The organism is Gordonibacter massiliensis (ex Traore et al. 2017) (assembly GCF_019731765.1).
GTDB lineage: Bacteria > Actinomycetota > Coriobacteriia > Coriobacteriales > Eggerthellaceae > Gordonibacter > Gordonibacter massiliensis.
The window spans coordinates 160,711-180,090 of sequence record NZ_JAASIO010000002.1 but is presented as its reverse complement, the minus strand read 5'-3'; the positions used below and the strand labels follow the sequence as shown (position 1 = coordinate 180,090).

Here is a 19,380-nt window from a genome sequence, read left to right as displayed (position 1 = left end):
TGGACGGGGTGGCGCTCGACGAGCCCTACACCCGCGGCCTTCCCTCCGAGCCCCTCAAGACGGCGCTCGGCGTGGAGATAAGCTACCCCTACACCGTGCCTGCGGGGCACCTGTGGGTCATGGGCGACAACCGCACGAACTCCAACGACTCGCGCTACTTCGGCGCTATCGACGAGAGCACCCTCACCGGCAGGGCCGCGCTCGTGTACTGGCCGTTCAGCAACTTCGGCCTGCTGGGATAGAGGGGACCGCACCACGCATCGAGGCCGCCGCGCGCGGCTTTTGAGGATAGGGAAGACAAGGAGAGCCATGCCAACCGAAACCGAGTCCGCCGCGCGCGCGGACGAGCAGGCGGCCGCGGGGTCGCTGCCACCGACGTTCCAAGACGTCATCATGAACCTGCAGCGCTACTGGGCGGGAGCCGGCTGCGTCATCCTGCAGCCCTACGACAACGAGGTGGGCGCCGGCACGAACGCCCCGGCCACCACGCTGCGCTCGCTCGGCCCCGACACATGGCGCACCGCCTACGTGCAGGGCTGCCGCCGTCCGACGGACGGCCGCTACGGCGAGAACCCGAACCGCACCCAGCACTACTTCCAGTTCCAGGTGCTCATGAAGCCCTCGCCCGACGACATCCAGGACCTGTACCTGGGTTCGCTGCGCGCCATCGGCATCGACGTGGACGCGCACGACGTGCGCTTCGTGGAGGACGACTGGGAGAGCCCGACGCTCGGCGCGTGGGGCCTCGGTTGGGAGGTGTGGATCGACGGCATGGAGGTGACGCAGTTCACCTACTTCCAGCAGGTGGGCGGCTTCGAGTGCAACCCCGTGCCCGTGGAGATCGCCTACGGCCTGGAGCGCCTGACCATGTTCGTGCAGGGCGTCGACTCCATGTTCGACATCGTGTGGAGCCGCGGCGCCGACGGCGTCACGTTCACGTACGGCGACGTGTACCTGGAGAACGAGCGCCAGTACTCCGCGTTCAACTTCGAGGTGGCCGACACCGACTTCCTGTTCCAGGAGTTCAACGACCGCGAGGCCGAGTGCAAGCGCACGCTGGCGGCCAACCTGCCGCTGCCTGCCTACGACAGCGTGCTCAAGTGCTGCCACACGTTCAACCTGCTGGACGCGCGCGGCGTGATATCGGCCACGGAGCGCATGGCCTACATCCTGCGCGTGCGCACGCTGGCCAAGGCCGTGTGCGCGAGCTACATGGAGCACGTGGTGGGCATGAAGCCCGCCGAGGAGGGCGCGGCGTCCGCGCCGGAAGCCGAGGCGGGGAAGGGGGACGCGCGATGAGCAGCCTGCACACGCTCGCCTTCGAGATAGGCACCGAGGAGATTCCCGCGTTCGACCTGCACAAGGCGACGCAACAGCTGGAGAAGCTCGTGCCCGAGGCGCTCGACGCCGTGCGCGTCCCGCACGGCGACGTCTCCATCCACACCACGCCGCGCCGCCTGATAGCGCTGGTGGAAGGCGTGGCCGACGCCACCGAGGCGCTGGAAGAGGTGTTCCGCGGCCCGTCCGCCAAGATCGCCTTCGACGCCGAGGGCAACCCCACGAAGGCCGCCATCGGCTTCGCGCGCGGCAAGGGGCTCGACGTGGACGCGCTCGAGCGCCGCGAGGAGAACGGCGCGGAGTACGTGTTCGCCACCAGAAGCGTGCCCGCCCGCGACGTGGCCGAGCTTCTGCCCGGCGTGCTGGAAGGCGTCATAACCGGCATATCGTGGCCGAAGTCGTGCCGATGGGGCACGCGCGGCGAGTACTTCTCGCGCCCGGTGCGCTGGCTCGTGGCGCTGCTCGACGAGCGCGTGATCCCCGTGGAGTTCGCAGGGCTCACGGCCGGCAAGCTCACGTGCGGCCACCGTTTCCTGGCCCCCGGCCCGCACGAGGTGGCCCGCGCCGCCGACCTGCTGGACGTGGTGGAAAACGCGTTCGTCGTGACGAGCGAGCAGGCGCGCGAGCAGCGCATCCGCGAGGGCGTGGCGGCCGCGGAGGCCGAGACGGGCTACCGCGCCGAGCTGCCCGAGAAGACGCTCTTGGAGGTCACGAACCTGGCCGAGTACCCCACGGTGCTCGTGGGCACGTTCGACGAGGAGTTCTTGCGCGTGCCCGAGGAGATCATCGTGGACGCCATGCTCATGCACCAGCGCTACTTCCCGCTGTACGACGCCGCGGGCAAGCTCACGAACAAGTTCATCGTCGTGACCAACGGCGACCCGGCGCACGCCGACACCATCATCGACGGCAACGAGCGCGTCGTGCGCGCGCGCCTGTCCGACGCGAAGTTCTTCTACGAAGAGGACTTGAAGCACCCGCTGGAGACCTACGTCGACCGCCTGGACGAGGTGGTGTTCCAGGAGGCGCTCGGCACCATGAAGGACAAATCCGACCGCATCGTGGCGCTGGCGAAGCACCTGGCCGCCGACGCGCAGCTGGGCGAGGCGGACGCCGCCGACGCCGAGCGCGCCGCGTACCTGGCGAAGGCCGACCTCGTGACGAACGCCGTGGTGGAGTTCACCAGCGTGCAGGGCGTCATGGGCTCGTACTACGCCGAGGCGTCCGGCGAGGGCGAGCAGGTGGCGCGCGCCATCGCCGACCACTACCGCCCGCGCTTCTCCGGCGACGAGCCGCCCGCGTCCGACGTGGGCAAGATCGTGGCCGCCTCCGACAAGCTCGACACCATCTGCGGCCTGTTCGCGGTGGGCCAGGGCCCCACGGGCTCGTCGGATCCCTTCGCGCTTCGCCGCAGCGCCATCGGCATCCTGGCCATGCTCGAGGCGGGCCTGCCCGTTTCGCTCATGAAGGCCGTGGACGCGTCGCTCTCAACGTACGAGAACGCCGGCATCGACTTCGACCGCGACGACGTGCGCGCCCAGGTGGCCGACTTCTTCGTCACGCGCACGAAGGTCATGCTGCGCGATTCCGGCGCTTCCCCCGACGCCATCGACGCGGTGCTGGCGGCAGGCGTGGACGAGCCGGCTGAGGTCATCGTGCGCGTGCGCGCCCTCGAGGCCGCGCGCAAAGACGAGCGCGAGACGTTCGACGACCTGGCCACGGCCTACGCGCGCGCCAACAACCTGCGCGACGCGCAGCTGGGCGACGAGGTGGACGAGGCGCTCATGGGCGATGCCGAGCGCGCGCTGCTGTCCGCCGTGGGCGACGTCGAGGCGCGCGCTTCGGCCGCGCTCGCGTCCGACGACTACGCGTCGGCCCTCGCGGCGTTGGCGACCCTGCGCGGCCCCATCGACGCGTTCTTCGCCGACGTGCTCGTCATGGACGAGGACGAGTCCGTGCGCGCGAACCGCCTGCGTTTGCTGAACCGCTTCGTCGACGTGTTCGCCTCGGTGGCGGACTTCGGCAAGATGGCCAAGGGCGGCAAGTAGCGCCATGGACGATCTCGTCTCGTACGGCACGCCGAACGCCGACCCGGGAAGCCTTCCCACCATCCACGTGATCAGCGACTCGGTGGGCCTGACGGCCCAGGCGGTGGCCCGGGCGGCCGCCGCCCAGTTCGGGGTCACGAACCCCGCCATCGAGGTGCTGCCGAAAGTGCGCTCGTTCGGCGAGATCAAGGACTTCCTCGACGAGCACAGCGCCTTCCACCGCCAGAACTCGGGCGACGGGCGCATGCTCGTGTTCTACACGCTGGTGGACGGCTCGCTCGCGCGGCAGCTCTCCGCCTACGCGGCCGACCGCGACGACATCGTGGCGGTGGACCTCATGACCGACGCCATCGCGGCCATCGCGCGCATGACGGGGCGCAAGCCCTCCACGAAGCCCGGCGGCCTGCACGTGGCCGACCAGTACTACTTCAAGCGCATCGAGGCCATCGAGTTCACCATCGCCCACGACGACGGGCGCAACCCGCAGGAGCTCTCCCAAGCCGACATCGTGCTTCTGGGCGTTTCGCGCTCGTCCAAGACGCCCACGTCCATCTACCTCTCGCAGCAGGGCTACAAGGTGGCGAACATTCCGCTCGACCCCACCACCGACCCGCCGCGCGAGCTGGCGGACGTGGAGCGCACGCGGCTGTTCGGGCTCATGACCACCCCCGAGGTGCTCATCGGCATCCGCCAGCGACGCTTGGGCAACGCCAGCGTGGTGGCGGCGCGCTACGCCGATCCCGAGTACGTGTACCAGGACTTGGAGCAGGCGCGGGCGCTCATGCGCAAACTCGGCTGTATTGTCGTTCACACCGAAAATCGAGCCGTTGAGGAAACGGCTCAGGAGATTTTGCGTTACTATGAGCGCGCCCACCCTCCATCGGCTGATATGATGGGCTAGGCCTGCGAACCTGCGAGGTTCGGTACTCTGTACGATTTGAAACGTCGCGTTTAAGGAGAAAAAGGTGACCGAAGAAGTCAAACGAGTCTATGCATTCGGCAAAGACGCACAGGGCAACAACGTAACCGAGGGCAACACCCACATGAAGGCGCAGTTGGGCGGCAAGGGCGCCAACCTCGCCGAAATGGCCAACATCGGGCTGCCCGTGCCTCCCGGCTTCACCATCACGTGCCAGACCTGCATGGAGTACGCCAACGCGGGCAACACGTGGCCCGAGGGCGCGCTCGACACCATCCAGGCTTACCGCGAGGACCTCGAGGCCCGCATGGGCAAGAAGATCGGCGACGCCGCCGACCCTCTGCTCGTGTCCGTGCGCTCCGGCGCCCCCATGTCCATGCCGGGCATGATGGACACGGTGCTGAACCTGGGCCTGAACGACGAGTCCATCAACGGCCTCATCGCCCAGACCGAGAACCCCCGCTTCGCCTGGGACTCCTACCGCCGCTTCATCCAGATGTTCTCCAACGTGGTCATGGGCCTCGACGGCGATCTGTTCGAGAACGCCATCACGGCCATGAAGAACCTGCGCGGAGCCGCTTCCGACACCGACCTTTCGGCCGACGACCTCAAGGAGCTCGTGGCCGAGTTCAAGCAGATATTCTCCGAGAACGTGTCCGCCGACGAGTACCCGAGCCTCGTCGTCGACGGCGCGGTGCAGTTCCCGCAGGATCCCAGCGCGCAGCTGCAGCTGGCCATCGAGGCCGTGTTCGGCAGCTGGAACAACCCCCGCGCGGTCCTCTACCGCAAGCAGAACAAGATCGCCGACGACCTGGGCACGGCCGTTAACGTGCAGTCCATGGTGTTCGGCAACAAGGGCAACACCTCGGCCACGGGCGTGGCGTTCACGCGCAACCCCGCCAACGGCGAGAAGGAGTTCTACGGCGACTACCTGGTGAACGCCCAGGGCGAGGACGTGGTGGCCGGCATCCGCAACACCAGCCCCATCGCCGACCTCAAGCACGTCGAGGGCCTCGAAGAGGCCGGGCGCGAGCTCGAAGAGGTGTTCGTCACCCTCGAGAACCACTTCCGCGACATGTGCGACATCGAGTTCACCATCGAGCAGGGCAAGCTGTGGATGCTGCAGACCCGCGTGGGCAAGCGCACCGCCGCCGCCGCGCTGCACATCGCCATCGAGATGGAGAAGGAGGGCCTCATCTCCAAGGAGGAGGCCGTCATGCGCGTCGACCCCGAGCAGCTCGACCAGCTGCTGCACCCGCAGTTCGACAAGAACGCCTCCTACGACGTGGTCGCCAAGGGTCTGAACGCCAGCCCCGGTGCCGCCGTGGGCGAGGCCGTGTTCTCCGCCGCCGACGCCGTGGCCGTCACCGAGGCCGGCCGCAAGTGCGTGCTCGTGCGCTGGGAGACGAACCCCGACGACCTGGCCGGCATGATCGCCGCCGAGGGCATCCTCACGTCGCATGGCGGCAAGACGTCGCACGCGGCCGTCATCGCCCGCGGCATGGGCGCGCCGTGCGTCTGCGGCGTGGAGGCCCTGAAGATCGACGCCGAGAAGAAGGAAGCCGCCGTGGCCGGCACGGACATCGTCATCCGCGAGGGCGACATGATCTCCATCGACGGCACGACGGGCTCCGTGGTGCTGGGCGCCGTGCAGCTGGTTCTTCCCGAGCTCACGGGCGACCTGGACACCATTCTGGAGTGGGCCGACGAGTTCCGCACCATGGGCGTGCGCGCCAACGCCGACAACCCCGAGGACGCGGAGCTGTCCCGCAACTTCGGCGCCGAGGGCATCGGGCTCTGCCGCACCGAGCACATGTTCCTGGGCGACCGCAAGCAGATCATCCAGTCGTTCATCCTGAACGACGAGCCGGCCATCCGCGAGAAGGCGCTGGCCGACCTCCTGGCCGCCCAGACGGGCGACTTCTACGGCATGTTCAAGGCCATGGACGGCCTGCCGGTCATCGTGCGCCTGCTCGATCCGCCGCTGCACGAGTTCCTGGAGAGCCCGCGCGACCTGGACGTGGAGATCGCCCGCCTGGAGGCCTCCGGCACCCCGGCCGCCGAGCTCGCCGAGAAGCGCCAGCTGCTGAGCTTGGTGGACGCGATGGCCGAGGCGAACCCGATGCTGGGCCTGCGCGGCTGCCGCCTGGCCATCCTCTATCCCGAGCTGCCGGCCATGCAGACGCGCGCCATCGCCACGGCGGCCGCCCGCTTGAAGAAGGAGGGCCTCGATCCCGAGCCCGAGATCATGATCCCGCTCGTGAGCGTGCTGCCCGAGCTCGAGACGCTGCGCGGCGAGTGCGAGGCCGTCATCGCCGAGGTGTGCGAGGCCGAGGGCGTGGAGCTGAACATCCCCATCGGCACGATGATCGAGCTGCCGCGCGCGGCCGTTACCGCCGACGAGATCGCCACGAAGGCCGACTTCTTCAGCTTCGGCACGAACGACCTCACCCAGACGACGTTCGGCTTCAGCCGCGACGACGTGGAGGCCAAGTTCATCCCGCGCTACCTCGAGCGCCGCATCCTGCCGTTCAACCCGTTCGAGACGGTCGACCCCGGTGTGGCCGCGCTCGTGGACATGGGCTGCACGAAGGGCCGCGCCACGAACCCGGACATCCAGCTGGGCGTGTGCGGCGAGCACGGCGGCGACCCCGACTCGGTGAAGACGTTCCACAAGATCGGCCTCACCTACGTGAGCTGCTCGCCCTACCGCGTGCCGCTCGCGCGCCTCGCCGCGGGCCAGGCGGCGCTCGCCGAGAAGATGGGCGACCATCGCGACAAGTAGGTTTTCGCCCCAGCAAGGCAAGTTCGAACGGGCCCGCGCCGAAAGTCGCGGGCCCGTTTCGCGTCAAGACCGCGCCGCTTTCGGTTTGGCGCGGTCCGGTTTCGCAAAGCGCGGCCCCGCCGCACCGTTCTCCGCTAAACTGGAGCATCGTGTTTCAAGGGGCCCGGTAGGCGGGCGAGACGGGAAGGAGTGCCTAGGTCGATGAAGATTGCGTTGTGCGACGACGACGCTCCGGAGCGGGCTTCGCTGCGCAGAGCCATAGCCCGTTGGAGCGATCTTCGGAACCGACCGGTTGCCTTCGCCGAGTACGGAGCTGCGGAAAAGCTCGTCGAGGATGTGCGGAGGGAAGCCGATCCGTTCGACGTGCTGTTCTTAGACGTGCTCATGAGCGGGATGTCGGGCATCGAGGCGGCTCGCGCGCTGCGCCGCATCGACCGGCGCGTGCCCATCGTGTTCTGCACCGTCACGGCCGACTACGCGCTCGACGGCTACGAGGTTCGCGCTTCGGGTTACCTGGTGAAACCCATCGTCGAGCGGCGGCTCTTCGCCCTGCTCGACGATTTCTGCGCCGAAGCGCCGTCTCCGCGTTTGGCGTTCCGCGTGGGGTCTGCGTGGCGCTACTTCGATTACCGCAGCATCCTCTACGTGGAAAGCCGCGACCATGCCATCGTCCTGCACACGACGGACGGGGCGGTGCACAAAGGGTACGGGAAGCTCGATGACGTCGAGGGTGCGCTTGACGACCCGCGCTTCCTTCGCTGCCATCGGAGCTATATCGTGAACATGGACCATGTCGCCGACGTGCCAGGGGATTTCGTCCTCCACGACGGTTCCAGGGTGCCCGTGCGGGTGAAGGAGCGCAGGAAGCTTGCAGAGGCGTACTACGCGTACTTCGTCGATCGAAGGTGCGCCGGATCCTAGGTTCCCTTCGAGCCGCCTTGCTGCTTGGCGGGCCGTTTCGTCGCCGGCCGCCCCGAAGCGAGCAATGGCGGGGCGCGCCGCCATCGCTCGCTTCGGTTTCTCAGTGACGGCGGGCTTTCGAGCGAAGGGCGAGCGCCGCGATGCCGGCGAGCGCCGCGGTTGCAACGAGGGCCACTACGGCGCCGGGAGCGCGAGGGGGCGTTTGCTCGGCAGAGGGCGCTTCCGTCGACATGCTCTCGCCGGACGGCCGGCTGTCGCTCGGTGCCTTCGAGGGTGCAGGCGCGCCTTCCGCCCGGACGCCGGGGTCGACGGGATCGGCGGAGAGGCTGGCGCTTTCCTCGGCGCCGTCGCTGCCGGGAGAGGCGGCGACACCGTTTTCGCTTGCGCTCGTGCCCGACGCATGCGCGCTGTCGTCCGAGAGCGGAGCCAGCGACGGGGCCTCGATGACGGGACGATCGTTCTCGCCTTGGCCGATGCCCCCCTTGTCGCCGCTTCCGCCGCCGCCTTCGTCGGCAGAGCCCCCGCCGGCGTCCTCGCCCGGCTTCGCATCCTCGGGGACGGTGAAGAGCACGGGCGCGAACGCTGTTTCGACGGGTGCGCCGTTTACGGTGGACAAGGCGCGTGCGCGCAGATAGAAGGAGCGGTAAGACGTTTGCATCTCGAAGTAGTCCACGATGGGAACGTCGCCGTAGATGCCGCCGAAGTAGATGCTCTGGAACTCGTCTTCGAGCGCGGAGTACATGCCCCAATAGGGGAACCACGCGAACGTGTAAACGAGGCTCCAGGCGTTCGCGTCGTCGGCCCAGGCGCGCTCGACGTACAGGGTATCGAGCTCGGGGTGCCCGGGTAGCCCGGGCAGGAAAAGCGAGGCGAACAAGCGCCCGTCCTCGGTGATCCGCAGTATCTTGCCGTACGGCTCGGTCGGCTGGGACCCGTCCTCTGGCGGGGCCGTCCCGTCTGCGGCATCGGAAGCCGCCCAGGCCGCGCAGGGCGCGGCGGCAAGCAGCGCCAGAGCCAGGGCCAACGCGCAGGCGGCGACCGGCAAGCGAAAAACGACCTCGCTGAAGGGCGTATCGGAAGGGGGTGCCGCCGCTTTGGTACAATGTCGAACCAACGATACTCCGATACTCGTCCGAGGGGCCATGTCGTCGAAAACCTGCCGCAGAGCGGCGTCGTGCGCTGCCGTCCTCCTGCTTTTGGCGGTCGTGCTGGCCGCAGCCTATTTCTATGATAACAAATACGCCGTGCCCTCGCCGCGCGGCGAAGCGGGCGAATTCGCGTTTACCCAGGCCGATCTCGAGCGCCCGCTCGTTCTGACCGACGGCTGGCTCATGGAGCTCGACGGGGCGACGGGCCCTGCCGACGTCGCCCGCGAGACGTTCGCCGGGCAATACTCGAACTTCTCCTACGTGCCCGGGAGCGACGCGCCCGACGGGCGGGCCGTCTACACGCTCACGCTGCGCGCCGTGGATGCCGACGCTCCCGTCGTGCTCTCGCTGTACCTCCCCGAGGTGTTCGGCGACTACGTCCTGTACGTCGATGGGAAACGCGCGGCCTGGCGGGGGAGCGGGGCGTTCGTGGGCCTCGTGGTCGACGGCGCGGCCGAGCTGACGCTCGACGTGCGAAGCGCGGGCGGCTACTACAGCGGGCTCGTGTACCCTCCGGTGGCGGGGAGCGTGCCGGTTATGGAGGGGTGGCAGGCGGTGCGCACGGCGGCGTCCGGAGCCGCGTGCCTCGTTCCGCTCGTGCTGGCGGCCCTTGCGTGCGCGGTGTGGGCGCCGCGGCGTGTCGATTCGCCGTTGGCGCTGTTCGCGGGGTTGTGCCTTGTCTTGGCAGGGGCGAGCTTCGGCCCCTTCGCCTGGCAGCTTGGATGGTCGGGTCCGTGGCAGCACGCTGTTGAGGACGCGCTATGGACGGCGGTGCTGTCGTGCTCGGCGGCGATGGTCGTCCGCGCGGCGGGATTGGCGTCGGCGCGCTGGTACCGCATCGGCGTGCGGCCCGCTCTCCTCGCCGCTCCCTTGGCGGTGCTCGCGACGGTGGGGCTGGGCATCCCCGCCTTTCCGGTGCTCATCGGGATCAACGAAACCTTTCAGGTTGCCTTCCGCCTTGCCGTATGGGCGCTGGTCGTGGCATGCGCGGTCGCAGGCGTTAGATCGAGACGTCCGGAGGTTCCCTACATCCTGTGCGGTGCGGCCGTCATGGCCCTTGCCTTCGTCGCGAACCTTCTCGACGCCGGTTCCTACGAGCCCCTGTACGGCCTGTGGCAGAGCGAGTACGCCGGCTTGGTCCTCATGGCGGTGTTCGCCGCCCTGATCGCCTCGCGCGGACGGCGGCTCGTGGACCAGGAGGCCGTCGCCCGCGAAACGGCCGTGCAGCTGCGTGCCGCCGAGCAGACCGCAGCCCATGTTCGCAGGAGCGAGGAGGAGACCCGCATGCTGCGCCACGACCTCAAGCACCATGCGAACGCCCTCGCCGCGCTGCTCGACGAGGGCGCGTGGGACCGTGCCCGAGCGTACGCTCGCGACCTCGGGGAAGGCTGGGCGGACGCCGCGCCGGTCCGCTATAGCGGCAACCCCATCGTCAACGCCGCGTTGGCGGCTTACCTCGCCCCTGCGGCCGAGGAGGGGATCGAGGTGGCGTGCAGCGTTCGCGTGCCGGACGAGCTGCCCGTGAGCGACGGGGACCTGGCCGTGCTTCTGGCGAACGCGCTGTCCAACGCCGTCGAAGGGTGCCGCCGCGTTCGCGACGGACGTCGGCCGCGCATCCGATTCGACGCGAGCTGGGAGGACGGTGTGTTGTGCCTGCGCTGCGAGAACACCGCGCCCGTCGAGGGCACCGAGGGCCGCACGAGCAAGCGCGACGTCGCCGAGCACGGGTTCGGCCTGTCCTCCATGCGCCAGATCGCGAAGCGCTACGACGGCGCCGTGTGCGTCGAGCACGCGAACGGCGCGTTCGTCGCGCGGTGCCTGCTGCGTCCGAGGGCTTGACGGTACGCGGTCCGAAACGCTCCTCTCCCCATCCGCATCCTGGGTTGGCGCCGCCCGGCGCGGTCGTTTCCCGTGTTGTATCATCGTTGACCGGGGCGTTTCGCGCGGTGTCGGGCTGTGGTATATTTGCCGGCGTGAGAGCGCCGCGCCGCAAGGGGGGCGCGGCCGGTACGAGGAAAGGCGGCATCGGATGGACGAGGGCTTCTCCTGCCTGAACTGCTCGGGGCGGGCGTGCGAGTTCGAAACGGGCGAGAACCCGCCGCAGTGCGTCGGCGGCGCGGCGGCCGCGCTGCACGACGAGGTGCGCGCCCGCTACGCCGAGCCCGAGAACCGCCGCATCATGAAGGCGGCCGTGGTGTCGAGCTCGAAGTGCGGGAACCTCACGCGCGTGCAGGAGACCATCGAGTTCGCGCGCCTCGTCGGCGCCCGGAAGATCGGCATCGCCACGTGCACGATGCTCATCGGCGAGAGCCACATCCTGGGCGGCTTGCTGGAGCAGGCTGGCTTCGAGGTGTACGGCGTGGCCTGCAAGGTGGAGGGCAACCATCGCAGCGATTTGGACCTCGTGCTGGAAGACGGGGTGGAGGGGCCCGTGCTCTGCAACCCCGTCATGCAGGCGCGCCTGCTGGCCGAGGCCGGAACCGACCTCAACGTGGTCATGGGGCTGTGCGTGGGTCACGACGTTCTGTTCTACAAGTACACGAAGGCACCCACCACCACGCTCGTCACTAAGGACCACGTCACCGCCCACAACGCCTGCGCCGGCCTGTACGGCGCCAAGACGGTGCACAAGAAGCGCCTCGCCGAGACGATCGCCGCCTGCCGCGCCGACGTCGAAGCCGGCGGGGAGGATGCCTGACGGTTGGGCGAAAGCCGTCCGCCTCGGGTTGCGGCCTTGCTCTCAAGCCTGCTCGATGAGGCCCGCGGCGCGCGCGGGGTCGCCGACTAGCCACACGCGGTCGCCGGGGAACAGGCGCGTGTTGCGCGAGGGCTTCATGCGCACGAGGGCCTCGTGCTCGTGCGCCACCACCAAGCTCGCACAGGCCCCCTTGAAGTCGATCGAGGAGATGGTCTTGCCCGCGAAGGGAGAGCCTGCCTCCACGTCCAGCGCGAAGCAGGTGGCGTCGAAGCGGGCCGGGCCGCGCGTCAGATAGGCGTCCAGCATGACGCTTTCAGCTTCATCCTCCTCGAGCAAGCCGTCTTTGAGCATGCTCTGCAGATACGCGTCCACCTCGGCCTCGGTGCCCAGGAAGGCCAGCACGTCGCCCTCGCGCACGCCGAGCGGGTCGTTCGGGTCGTTGATGCGCCGGGCCAGCTCCTCCTTCGACAGGCGCGCGACGCGGTCGGCGTCCACGCGCCGCCCGTCGCGCACGATGGCCATGAAGTCCAGGTTGTGCGCGATGCCGAACATCACGTCCGCGGAGCGCTGCGCCCCCAGCAGCTTGAGCGTGCGGGAGGCCTCCACCTCCACCACGTACAGGTGCTTCTCCACCCAGTTCGCGTGGTCCTCGTCGGAGAGGCTGGCAAGGCGCTCTGCCAGCACGCTTTCCTTGAGGTTTCCGGTGAAGCTGGTCTCCAGCTTGAGGAACAGCGAGTGCAGCGTGCGCGAGCGACCGAGCAGCACGGTGCAGGCCGCGCCCAGAAGCACCATCCACGCGAGGTTGTCCGCGCCGGCCGCGTAGGCGATGGCCAGCACGGAGAAGAACGAGAGCGCGATGCCGGCGGCCGAGAGGGCGACGAGCGCGGGGCGGTTCCGCCGCCGGCGGATCCACAGCGCGCCGAACTCGTTCTTGCGGCCCGTGTAGAACAGGTTCGCCATGAACAACCCCGTGGCCAGGATGCCGAGCGCCGCCATGGCGCCGGTGAACAAGGGCTCGGGCACGGTGCCGCGCAGAAGGCGCGGGACCATCTTCACCAGCACCTCCACCGAGGCGGCGGCGCACAGCACCACGAGCCCCGCCTTGAAGAACCAGCGCTTCAGGTAGTCGCGCCACAGGTTCTCGCCCTCGTCGTCGCCCTCGTCCTCGGCGGCCTCCTCGCGGCGCTCGAGGAAGGCGAGCGCGCTCGCGGGCAGCAGGCGCACGAGCAGCCGGTAGGCGCGCTCGGAGTTGCGCACCAGCAGGGGCGAGGCGAGCGAGGTGACCACCGACACCGTCACGATCACGGGGTAGAGGAAACCCGCCGTCACGCCGAGCGAGGTGCCGAGCGCCGCGATGATGAACGAGAACTCGCCGATCTGCGCCAGGCTCAAGCCCGCCTTCACCGCGGTCCTGAGCGACTGGCCCGCCAAAAGCGCGCCCAGGCAGCAGAAGAGCGACCGCCCGATCACCGTCACGGCGGCCAGAAGCGCCACCGTGCCCAGGTTGTCGATGACGGCCTGCGGGGCCACCAGCATGCCCACCGACACGAAGAACACGGCTCCGAACAGGTCTTTCAAAGGCTTGAACAGGGCGGCGATACGGGGGGCCTGCACGGTGCCCGCCAAGATGGACCCCGCGAGGAACGCGCCGAGCGCCGATGAGAACCCGATGCCCACGGCCAGCGCGGCCATGCCGAAGCACAACGCGATGGAGGCGACGAGCAGGATCTCGTCGTTCACGGCGTCGCGGATGCGCTTGAGGGCGCTCGGCACCACGATGACGCTGAGCGCGAACCATACGATGAGATATAAAGCCATGCGACCGATCTTGAGCACCACGTCCGCCGCCTCGGCGCCCGCGCCGGCTCCGGCCGTTGAGAGCACCGCCAGCAGGAACACCGCCGCGATGTCCTCGATGACGAGCACGCCGAACACGAGCTCGGTGAAGCCCTGCCCCTTGATGCCCAGATCGGTGAACGTCTTCACGATGATGGACGACGACGAGATGGCCAGCATCCCGCCCAGGAACAGGCTCATGACGAACGACCAGCCCAGAAGCGTGCCCACCAGCAGCCCGAGGGCTATCATGAGCGACATCTCCGTGGCGGCGGTCACCACGGCGGGCCGACCCACGGTGGTGAGCTTCAGCACGCTGAACTCCAGCCCCAGGCCGAACATGAGGAAGATGACGCCGATGTCCGACCACGTGGTGATGCTGGCCGTGTCCACCACGGTGGGCACCCAAGCGATGGCCGGCCCCACCAAAAAACCTGCCAGCACGTAGCCCACCACGAGCGGTAGCTTGAGGCGCCGGCACGCGATGGTGACGACCGCGGCCACGGCCAAAATGAGCGCGAGGTCGGTGATGAGCGGAGGAAGGTTCTGCATGCGGTTCCTTCGGGGTGAAGTCAGCGTTTGATCGTGCGTTCGCTCAACCTCTTATTCTAGCAGGTTCGAGGTCTTGCGGCGGCCGCGGGTTGCTCTCCGCCGCGTCTGCTATGCGCGAGTCGAGGGCGTGCCGTTCCGTCGGGGAATGCATGAAGGCCGGGATCCTTCGCGGATTCCGGCCTTCTTCGTATCGGGTTGCCGTCAACGGACGATCGCTACGCGCCCTGCGGGGCCTCGTCGCCCGCCTGGGGCTTGGGGTCCTGCGGCAGCGCCGGGGCGTCCTCGCGACGGGCCATGGCCTGGTCGTAGTCGCGCGTTCCCACGAACACCTCGTTCAGGTACGGGTTCACCTTCAGCTTCCTGGCACGGTACATGATGTAGGCGAAGGCGGCCACGTTGGCCAGGAGCGCTATCACCGAGACTGCCAGGTTCACGTTCGGGTTGTTCACCGACTGCACGCTGAACACGCTGTAGTCCTGGAAGGCGGGAACCACCTGAGCGAACATGCACCAGATGGCCAGCGTGAACGCGCGGTTCTGTATCCAGCCGCCCTTGTTCCACAGCATCGCCGCCACGGTGGGGGCCAAAAGCAGCGCCAGGCCGCAGTAGAACGAGTGCGTGGGCAGGCAGTTGTAGGTGTAGCAGAAGTTCCACAGGTCGTAGGCGATGATGAACACCCACGTCATGTCGGGCCAGAGCATGTCCTGCTTCTTCTTGGACACGTAGATGCCGAACCAGCCGGTCATGCAGGCGATGTTGATGAGGCCCGCCACGCCGTTGAACACGTTGTGCCAGCCGCCGTAGAGCGTGACGCCCTCGGAGGACACCCAAGTGGTGCCGAACGCGCGGAACGCGCTCTCGAAGTCGCTCACCACGGCGATGAGGATGTTGATGGCCACGATGACGAACGGGAAGCACTTGAACCAGTGCGACTTGCCGATCTTGCCCCAGCGGTACTTGAGCGCCATGAAGCCGATGCAGCCGATGGTGGCCGCGTAGAGCTTCGCGTAGTGGAACCAGCTGTTCATGTGCACGTAGGTGGGGTTGTTGAGCGCCCAGTCGGCGCCTGCCGCGGCTCCGGCGTAGATGGCGACGAAATACGCCGTCAGCGCTATCGGCACGCCGATGAAGCAGATGGTGCCGCCGATCTTCGAGCGACGCGCCACTTCGTTGATGAGGATGAGGCCGATGAACACCATGGCCCACCCGAGCCACTGGTACAGGGCGTTCTCGCCGTAGACTTGGAACAACATGTCGGTTACCCCTTCTTTCTTGAGCTTGCCTCGCCACTTCCCACGCAGTGGCCGCGTTTGCCTCCTTCGTCGGCAGGGCGCACGTTTCCAAGGGCGCCCTCGCGTCCTCGTCGTCCTGCTGTTCGAATGCGCTAGATGCCCGCGTCCTCCCCGCCCGTTCGCTCGGGCGGAACCTCGGTGCCGCGGACGATATGCAGCGTTTGGGCTATCAGGTCCTTCAGCACCTCGTCCTGCGCCTCGGGGTGGTGCCGGACGTAGCCGACGATCCCCAGAACCAGCATGTAGAACGTCTCGTAGACGTGGTCCACCTTGATGGTGTGCAAGCGGCCGTAGTCGCGCACCGTGGTCTCCAGCATGTACGAGGCCACGCGATCGGCCACGCGGTTGACGAACTCCAGGTAGAGCGCCGCGTTCTCCTCTGAGGCGAGCGAGCGGCGGAACGCGTCGTTCTCGAACACGCCCAAGCGCAGCAACTTGACCACGCTTTCGAGCGCATGCTCGATGTTGCCGGGGCGGCGCTCGTTGTTCCAGTACTCGAGCGCCTCGATGTAGTCGGCCACGTAGGCGTCCAGCACGGCCGAGGTCACGGCGTCCTTGTCGGGGAAGTAGTGGTAGAACAGCGTGCGCGTCACGCCCAGGCGGTCGGTGATGCTCTGCACCGACGTGCGCGAGAGGCCCTGCTCCTCGTAGAGCTGGCGGGCGGCTTCGATGATCTCCTCGCGGCGCTGGTCGCTCATCGCCCCTCCTTACGCTTCGCCGGACGGCTTGTCCGACGACCCTGTCGATGAGCGCAGAATACGCCCCCGATTGACAGGGTGTCAATGTACACTTTTGGTTTTTCGTCAATGATTTTATGAAGATTGCGTGCTAGTATTCCGCCCATAAGATTCACAAGTGAAATAAAAACAAAACACTAGTGAACAAAAAAGGAGGAGGGCATGGAAGGGAAGAGGCGCACGAAGCGGTGGCCGGTCATCGTGGGCGTGGTGGTTGTCGTCGTCGCCTGCGCGGGCGCGGGGTTCTGGGCGTGGCACGAGCAGCCGAGCTTCTGCAACGCGATCTGCCACGAGCCCATGGACAACTACGTGGAAGGCTACTTCGACGACGCGACGCTCATGGCCAACGCGCACGAGCAGGCGGGCACGACCTGCTTGGACTGCCACGAGGCGAAGCTGTCGGAGCAGGTGGCCGAAGGGTTGTCGTGGGTGCGCGGCGACTTCTCCGTCGACGAGGCGGGCAACCTGTCCACGGTGGGCGTGCGGGCCGACGCGAAGATGTGCACGCGGGCGGGGTGCCACGATTTCGACGAGGTGGCAGCCGCGACGGAGAACTGGGGCGGCGAGCCGGGCGTGAACCCGCACGCGTCCCATCAGGGCACGGCCATCGACTGCAGCAACTGCCACGGCGCGCACGAGGTGTCGTACATGTACTGCAACGCCTGCCACGCATACCAGGTTCCCGACGGTTGGGAGAGCCCCCGGTAAGGGGCGCCCGGCAGCCGGGGAATCGCCATCACGCGCGAGAAGGAGGACGACGATGAAGAAGACAACGGCCGTCGCATGCGGCGCGGCGGCGCTCACCTTGGGTTTGACGGGGTGCAGCGCCGGGTTCGAGGGAACGGGTTCGAAGGATGCGGCGAGCGCCGAGCAGCTCGCGATGCGCTTGGACGACCCGTGGGATCGGGAGATCGCGGCCGACGCCCAGAAGAGGGCGGAAGGCGAGCTGCGCGACGGCGTGTACACGGGGACGGGAAAAGGGATGGAGGGACTCGTCACCGTCACGCTGCTCGTGCAGGACAACCGCATCTCGTGTTTGGAGACCACGCAAGAGGGTGAGAGCCAGAGCAGGGGCGGTTACGAGGCCGTGCGCGACGGCACGTTCGCGGCCCTGATCGAGGCCGCTCAAGGATCGGACATCGACGCCGTGAGCGGCGCCACCATCACCACCGCGGGCATCAAGCAGGCGGTCGACGACGCGCTCGCGCAGGCGGAAGCCGGCGCGGCGGCAGCGGGCCAGGGAGGGGAAGCGAGATGAGCGAGAACAGGGAACGGGCGGCGCGCGGCCTTTCGCGCCGCGACTTTCTGGCGCGCGCCGCCGTCGTGGTGGGCGGCACCGCCGCCGCGGCGGCGGTGCCGGGCGCGGCCTACGCCGTGCAGGAGGGCGTGATAGGCGACTGGGCGGCCGACGGGTCCGCGCAGGTGGCGGTGCCCCCGAGCGCGGACACGAACGCGTCGTGGTCGGACGGCACGTACCGCGAGCACAACGGCGCGGCCTTCCCGGCCGACGACGCGACGCCCATTCCCCCGCGCGCGGTACCTGCGGAATGGGACTACGAGTGCGAGATCTGCGTGGTGGGCGCGGGCGGCGGCGGGCTGAACGCGGCGGCGCGTGCGGCCGAGCTGGGCGCCGACGTCATCTGCGTGGAGGCCCTGGGCCTGCACGGGGGCAACGCGCAGGAGGCGGGCATGTGCGCCATCCTGGGCGGCTCGAAGCTGCAGGAGTCCAAGCGCTTCGCCTTCCCGTCCTATCCCTTCGACGCCAAGAAGCTGGCCGACTGGGCCATCGACGAGTACCACTACGCATGCGACCCGCGCCTCATCAACCTCATCGCCGAGGAGGGCGGCCACTGCATCGACTGGATGGCCGACTGCGGGGTGCAGTGGCGCCTCGGCGAGGTGCCGGTGTACGTGGCGCCGAAGAACTCGACGCTCGACCACCACGTGCTCAAGATGAAGGACGCCACCGACGCCATGTTCAGCTTCGGCCAACGGCACGGGGTGGACTACCGTTTCCAGAGCCCGGCCGAGGCGCTCGTGCAGGACGGCGACGGGCGCGTGGTGGGCGTGGTGGTGCGCGAGGATTACGGGGACGAGAAGTACATCCACGCCACGCGCGGCGTCATCCTCACGGCGGGCGGCTTCTGCAACAACAAGGCGCTGCTCGAGCGCTACATCCCCACGGCGGCCATGGGCTGCGCTTCGAGCTACCTCACGGCGGGCGAGACGGGCGAGTGCTTCCGCATGGGCCTGGGCGCGGGTGCCGACGTGTCGGGCTTCAACAGCTCGGCCAGCTTCGACGGCGGCGTGGACTGGGAGGCCGAGGGCGGCCAGTGGGCTCGCTTCCTCTACGACGGCATGACGCAGCTGTCGCGCCAGCCGTGGTTCACGGTCGACCGCTGCGGCAACCGCCTGCGCTACATGGACAGCCGCGTGGGCGAGGACGGCGCGAACGCCATCTACGCGCTGGGCGATTTGGCCACCATCCAGATGACGCCGCCGGGGCACCGCTCCTACATCGTGTTCGACGCGCATTACGAGGACCATCTGGCAGGCTTCGCGCAGGAGCACTGCCGCAAGCTGATCACGCCCGACCTCGAGCAAATCGACAAGGTGCCCGAGCACTACCGCGACTGGCACCACGGCGTGCAGGACGCCATCGACGCCGACGTGCTGAAGAAGCGCGACACACTGGAGGAGCTGGAGCGCGACCTGGGGTTCGAGCCCGGCATCCTCGTGGAGGCCGTGGAGAAGTGGAACGCGTGCTGCGAGAAGGGCGAGGACGACTTCATGTACCCCATGCCGCCCGAGTGGCTGCACGCCATCAAGGACCCGCCGTTCTACGGCTGCCGCATCGGCGGCAACCTGTACGGCACGAAGGCGGGCCTGCTCATCAACGACGAGATGCAGGTGGTTTCGACCAAGGGCACCGTGATCCCCGGCCTGTACGCCGGGTGGCACACGGCCGGCGGCGCGTGCGGCGAGAACAGCTACATCGGCGATCCCATCCTAGGTTCGTTGCTGGGCGACGTGAGCCTGGCGTTCTGCGGCGGGTACCTGTGCGGCACGTTCGCGGTGGAGAACGAGATGAAGGGAGGGGAGTAGC

The 19,380-nt window shown here is 68.2% G+C and carries 15 protein-coding genes; 11 read left to right on the top strand and 4 right to left on the bottom strand.

The window, feature by feature from the left end; genetic code table 11:
- The 6 genes from lepB to HCH03_RS04625 all read left to right on the top strand — a co-directional run.
- Positions 1-242 (top strand): signal peptidase I (gene lepB / locus HCH03_RS04650; RefSeq protein ID WP_221688558.1); only part of this gene is annotated, 242 nt, incomplete at its 5' end.
- 67 nt (positions 243-309) lie between these two features.
- Positions 310-1,299, top strand: a complete 990-nt coding sequence (locus HCH03_RS04645) for a glycine--tRNA ligase subunit alpha (protein WP_080142904.1) — start codon at positions 310-312, stop codon at positions 1,297-1,299.
- Positions 1,296-3,386, top strand: coding sequence for a glycine--tRNA ligase subunit beta (gene glyS / locus HCH03_RS04640; protein WP_221688557.1), 2,091 nt, complete (start codon positions 1,296-1,298; stop codon positions 3,384-3,386). The genes HCH03_RS04645 and glyS overlap by 4 nt, the downstream gene beginning before the upstream one ends.
- A 4-nt stretch (positions 3,387-3,390) precedes the next feature.
- Entirely contained in the window at positions 3,391-4,287 is an 897-nt protein-coding gene (locus tag HCH03_RS04635; protein ID WP_080142906.1) for a pyruvate, water dikinase regulatory protein, read from the top strand.
- A gap of 64 nt (positions 4,288-4,351) precedes the next feature.
- Positions 4,352-7,090, top strand: coding sequence for a pyruvate, phosphate dikinase (ppdK, locus tag HCH03_RS04630; RefSeq protein ID WP_221688556.1), 2,739 nt, complete (start codon positions 4,352-4,354; stop codon positions 7,088-7,090).
- 201 nt (positions 7,091-7,291) lie between these two features.
- Positions 7,292-8,011, top strand: coding sequence for a LytR/AlgR family response regulator transcription factor (locus HCH03_RS04625; protein ID WP_221688555.1), 720 nt, complete (start codon positions 7,292-7,294; stop codon positions 8,009-8,011).
- A gap of 100 nt (positions 8,012-8,111) precedes the next feature.
- On the opposite strand, the gene HCH03_RS04620 is transcribed toward HCH03_RS04625, so the two are convergent.
- Entirely contained in the window at positions 8,112-9,056 is a 945-nt protein-coding gene (locus HCH03_RS04620; protein ID WP_221688554.1) for a hypothetical protein, read from the bottom strand.
- Positions 9,057-9,153: 97 nt separating this feature from the next.
- Between HCH03_RS04620 and HCH03_RS04615 the strand changes: the two genes are divergently transcribed.
- Together HCH03_RS04615 and HCH03_RS04610 are read left to right on the top strand one after the other, a co-directional pair.
- Positions 9,154-10,998, top strand: a complete 1,845-nt coding sequence (locus tag HCH03_RS04615; protein ID WP_221688553.1) for a sensor histidine kinase — start codon at positions 9,154-9,156, stop codon at positions 10,996-10,998.
- A gap of 190 nt (positions 10,999-11,188) precedes the next feature.
- The gene (locus HCH03_RS04610; protein ID WP_221688552.1) at positions 11,189-11,857 is read left to right on the top strand and encodes a DUF1847 domain-containing protein; all 669 of its coding nucleotides are present in this window, start codon (positions 11,189-11,191) and stop codon (positions 11,855-11,857) included.
- A 42-nt stretch (positions 11,858-11,899) separates the two neighbouring features.
- Here the strand turns inward: HCH03_RS04610 and HCH03_RS04605 are convergent, their stop codons facing one another.
- The 3 genes from HCH03_RS04605 to HCH03_RS04595 form a co-directional block, all read right to left on the bottom strand.
- A complete protein-coding gene (locus HCH03_RS04605) occupies positions 11,900-14,245 on the bottom strand; it encodes a cation:proton antiporter (RefSeq protein ID WP_221688551.1) in 2,346 nt (781 codons plus the stop codon).
- A 215-nt stretch (positions 14,246-14,460) separates the two neighbouring features.
- Positions 14,461-15,498, bottom strand: a complete 1,038-nt coding sequence (locus tag HCH03_RS04600; protein WP_221688550.1) for a DUF5692 family protein — start codon at positions 15,496-15,498, stop codon at positions 14,461-14,463.
- Positions 15,499-15,629: 131 nt separating this feature from the next.
- Entirely contained in the window at positions 15,630-16,235 is a 606-nt protein-coding gene (locus HCH03_RS04595; protein ID WP_080142910.1) for a TetR/AcrR family transcriptional regulator, read from the bottom strand.
- 201 nt (positions 16,236-16,436) lie between these two features.
- Here HCH03_RS04595 and HCH03_RS04590 point away from each other — a divergent pair, with 201 nt between their 5' ends.
- From HCH03_RS04590 to HCH03_RS04580, 3 genes are read left to right on the top strand one after another with little or no spacing between them, the layout of a single operon-like run.
- A complete protein-coding gene (locus HCH03_RS04590; RefSeq protein WP_221688549.1) occupies positions 16,437-16,982 on the top strand; it encodes a cytochrome c3 family protein in 546 nt (181 codons plus the stop codon).
- A gap of 52 nt (positions 16,983-17,034) precedes the next feature.
- Positions 17,035-17,532 carry an FMN-binding protein gene (locus HCH03_RS04585; RefSeq protein WP_221688548.1) on the top strand — a complete coding sequence of 166 codons (498 nt, stop codon included), beginning with the start codon at positions 17,035-17,037 and terminating at the stop codon, positions 17,530-17,532.
- A complete protein-coding gene (locus HCH03_RS04580) occupies positions 17,529-19,379 on the top strand; it encodes an FAD-binding protein (protein ID WP_221688547.1) in 1,851 nt (616 codons plus the stop codon). Before HCH03_RS04585 ends, HCH03_RS04580 begins: the two co-directional genes overlap by 4 nt.
- Position 19,380 lies beyond the last annotated feature (1 nt).

What these genes read in the sequence shown, in the direction of transcription:
- HCH03_RS04645 (WP_080142904.1), top strand. Translation starts at nt 310, where the DNA reads ATGCCAACCGAAACCGAGTCCGCCGCGCGCGCGGACGAGCAGGCGGCC.
- glyS (WP_221688557.1), top strand. Translation starts at nt 1,296, where the DNA reads ATGAGCAGCCTGCACACGCTCGCCTTCGAGATAGGCACCGAGGAGATT.
- HCH03_RS04635 (WP_080142906.1), top strand. Translation starts at nt 3,391, where the DNA reads ATGGACGATCTCGTCTCGTACGGCACGCCGAACGCCGACCCGGGAAGC.
- HCH03_RS04625 (WP_221688555.1), top strand. Translation starts at nt 7,292, where the DNA reads ATGAAGATTGCGTTGTGCGACGACGACGCTCCGGAGCGGGCTTCGCTG.
- HCH03_RS04615 (WP_221688553.1), top strand. Translation starts at nt 9,154, where the DNA reads ATGTCGTCGAAAACCTGCCGCAGAGCGGCGTCGTGCGCTGCCGTCCTC.
- HCH03_RS04610 (WP_221688552.1), top strand. Translation starts at nt 11,189, where the DNA reads ATGGACGAGGGCTTCTCCTGCCTGAACTGCTCGGGGCGGGCGTGCGAG.
- HCH03_RS04605 (WP_221688551.1), bottom strand. Translation starts at nt 14,245, where the DNA reads ATGCAGAACCTTCCTCCGCTCATCACCGACCTCGCGCTCATTTTGGCC.
- HCH03_RS04600 (WP_221688550.1), bottom strand. Translation starts at nt 15,498, where the DNA reads ATGTTGTTCCAAGTCTACGGCGAGAACGCCCTGTACCAGTGGCTCGGG.
- HCH03_RS04595 (WP_080142910.1), bottom strand. Translation starts at nt 16,235, where the DNA reads ATGAGCGACCAGCGCCGCGAGGAGATCATCGAAGCCGCCCGCCAGCTC.
- HCH03_RS04590 (WP_221688549.1), top strand. Translation starts at nt 16,437, where the DNA reads ATGGAAGGGAAGAGGCGCACGAAGCGGTGGCCGGTCATCGTGGGCGTG.
- HCH03_RS04585 (WP_221688548.1), top strand. Translation starts at nt 17,035, where the DNA reads ATGAAGAAGACAACGGCCGTCGCATGCGGCGCGGCGGCGCTCACCTTG.
- HCH03_RS04580 (WP_221688547.1), top strand. Translation starts at nt 17,529, where the DNA reads ATGAGCGAGAACAGGGAACGGGCGGCGCGCGGCCTTTCGCGCCGCGAC.